2 protein-coding genes are annotated in these 3,129 nt (G+C 73.2%); both read right to left on the reverse strand.

The window, feature by feature from the left end:
* On the reverse strand, positions 1–635 hold a 635-nt coding region (locus FNH08_RS47720; protein WP_322726599.1), incomplete at its 3' end, for a condensation domain-containing protein.
* Between the two features lie 6 nt (positions 636–641).
* Positions 642–3,129, reverse strand: a 2,488-nt coding sequence (locus FNH08_RS47725) for a condensation domain-containing protein (protein WP_152778155.1), incomplete at its 5' end; no start/stop codon positions are given.

Below are 3,129 nucleotides of genomic sequence, written 5' to 3' on the forward strand. Positions count from 1 at the left end.
GGCTCGGGCAGCCCGTCCAGTGCGCCCCGCCAGGCGGCCTGCGCGGCTGTGCGGTCCTGCCGGGCCAGCCAGGCCAGGTAGTCGCGGAAGGCGGGCGCCGGAGGCAGGGCGATGGGGTGCTCGCCCGCGTACAGGGCGGTGAACTCGCGCACGAGGAGCTGCTTCGACCAGCCGTCGAGCAGGATGTGGTGGTTGGTGACGACGAGCCGGTACCGGTCCTCGGCCCACCGGACCAGCAGATACCTGATCAGCGGCGGCTTCGCGAGGTCGAAGCGGCGGGTGCGCTCCTCGTCCAGCAGCCGCTCCCACTCCTTGTCGCGTTCGTCCTCGCCGTGCGCCGACAGGTCGGCCTCGGCCCAGGGGAGTTCGACATCCGTGGGCACGATCTGCACCGGCTGTCCGGCGTCCCGGCGGCGGAAGCAGGCGCGCAGGTTGGGGTGCCGGTCGAGCAGGGCCTGTCCGGCGGCGCGTACGGCGGCGGGGTCGACCCGACCGGTCAGCTCCCCGGTCAACTCCAGGATCTGCTGGGCGGCGTAGACGTCGGGGGACTGCTCGTCGTCGTACAGGGCGTGGAAGAGAAGACCTTCCTGCAGCGGCGACAGGGGCAGGATGTCGGCTATTCCGGACCGAGTCACCGTGAGTTACCTCCACTCGCTTCCGAACTCGGCTTCGAGTTCGTCGATCTCTGCTTGGGACAGGGCCACCAGGGGCAGGTCGGACGGGGTGTACCCGCCGGCCGGGGTGCCGTCGGCCTGGGCGGTGAGTTCCTCGCACCACAGGTCGGCGAGGGCACGGACGTCCTCCTCGGCCCAGATGCCCGGGGACCAGGACCAGGTGGCCGTGAGCCGTCCGTCGCCGGTGGTCGCGGCGGTGATCTCCAGACCGTGGGCGACGGGCATCGCGGGGTCGTGGGACGCCCCGAGGTCGGGCAGCGGTTCGGGCACGGGCGACCAATCGCCGTCGGCCGAACGGGCCGCGCGGCCCAGGTAGTTGAAGCCCACCTCCGGGACCGGGAGGGCGGCGAGGACCGGACGCGTCCCGGGGTTGAGGTGGCGGAGCAGACCGTGGCCGATGCCGTGGTCGGGCAGGGACCGCAGCTGCTCCTTGACGCTCTTCAGGGCGTGGGCCCGGTCGCCGGGGTCGGCACCGGTGAGGTCGAGCCGCACGGGCACGACACTGGTGAACCACCCCACCGTGCGTGACACGTCGACGCCGTCACCGATCTCCTCGCGACCGTGCCGCTCGATGTCGAGCAGGAGTGCCGGGTGGCCCCACCGGCGTCTGAAGGCGATGGCCAGCGCGGCGAGCAGCACGTCCTCGGGACCGGTGTGGAAGGCGGCCGTGACGGTGGTGAGCAGCTCGGTGGTTATCTCGGCCGGGAGTTCCCGCATGAGATGGCGCATGTCGCCGACCACGTCCCGCTCCGGGTCGGGGCGCCGTGCGCCGAGGAGCGGGGCGGGGCCTTCCAGCATCCGCCGCCACACGTCGAGTTCGGCCGCCCGCTCCGATGCCGTCCGCTCCAGCAACAGGGACCAGTGCCGGAAGGAGGTGCCCGGCGCGGACAGCTCCTCCCCGCGCCAGGCGGCGGCCAGGTCGGCGCGGAGGATGTTCCAGGAGACGGCGTCCACCGCCAGGTGATGAACCGTCAGCAGGAGACGTCCGGGGCGGCCGGGTCCGGCGTCGAACCAGATCGCACGCAGCAACTCGCCTGTATGCGGATGTAGTTGATGCTCCACCTGGGAAAGCGCGAGCACGAAGTCCTGTACGGCCACCCGCTCCAGCAACGCACCCGCGTCCACGGTCCCGGGCGGCGGCACGACCGCCGCCCAGTCGTCGGCACCCAGACGCATGCGCAGGGCGTGGTGATGGTCCACGAGGGCCTGGAGCGCTGCCGTGAGCCGCTTCTCGTCGGCTCCGGCGGGTGTGACGAGGAGGGCGGACTGGCTGAACGAGCCGATCGGACCGCCGCGTTCACGCAGCCGGTGCATTGCCGGGGTGAGGGGCAGGTCGCCGACCGCCGGTTCCTCGTCCCCCGAGGGGCCGTCGGGGGCCGGGCGGGTGGCCGCCAGGGCGGCGAGTCCTGCCACGGTCCGCTGCTCGAACACGTCACGCGGGGTCAGCTTCAGCCCTGCGGCGAGCGCGCGGCTCACCAGGTGGATGGAGGTGATGCTGTCGCCACCCAGGTCGAAGAAGCCGTCGTCGACGCCCACCTCGGCGGTGCCGAGCACCTCGGCGAACAGCGTCTGGAGGATCCCTTCCTCCCGGGTGCGGACCTCCCGGGTACGGGCCGCCCTGCTCGCCCCCGCCGTCTCCCGTGCGGGCGCGGGCAGGGCCGCGCGGTCCAGCTTGCCGTTGCCCGTCATCGGCAGTGCGTCGAGCACGACGAGCGCCTCGGGGACCATGTGGGCGGGCAGTTGCCGGGCGCAGTGGGCGTGTACGGCAGGGAGGTCGGCCTCGGTGGCCCCCACGACGTATCCGACGAGGCGCCGGACCCCGGTCCCGTCCTCGCGCACCACCACCGCGGCCTGGGTGACTGCGGGATGGGCGGTGAGCACGCCCTCCACCTCGCCCGGCTCGATCCTCAGCCCGCGGATCTTGAGCTGTCCGTCCGCTCGCCCGCGCAGCTCCAGCGTCCCGTCGGCCCGGCGCACCGCCAGGTCTCCGGTGCGGTACATGCGCCCCCACTGCCCGGAAGGCGTGGGAGCCGCCCCCACACCGGGCGGCGGGCCGAACCGATCGGCGACGAACCGCTCGGCGGTCAGGCCCGGCCGGTTCCAGTAGCCGCGGGCCACATGGTCGCCTGCGACGTACAACTCGCCCTCGACGCCGACCGGTACCGGGTTCAGCCGCCCGTCCAGCACATACGCCCGGGTGTTCCACATGGGGCGGCCGATGGGCACCGGGCCGGTGGGCAGGTCGTCTCCGGGTTCGATGCGGTGGTCGGTGCAGCCGACGGTGAGTTCGGTCGGGCCGTAGTGGTTGATCAGGCGTACCCGCGGGTGGTCCTGGCGCCAGGCGCGCAGGGCCTCCCCGACCAGGGCCTCGCCGCCCAGCATGAACTCCTCGGCGGGCGACAGGTCGTGCGGCAGGGCGGGGAGCAGGGGCAGGTGGCTGGGGGTGGCCTTGAGG

The organism is Streptomyces spongiae, from assembly GCF_009377185.1.
Taxonomy (GTDB): domain Bacteria; phylum Actinomycetota; class Actinomycetes; order Streptomycetales; family Streptomycetaceae; genus Streptomyces; species Streptomyces spongiae.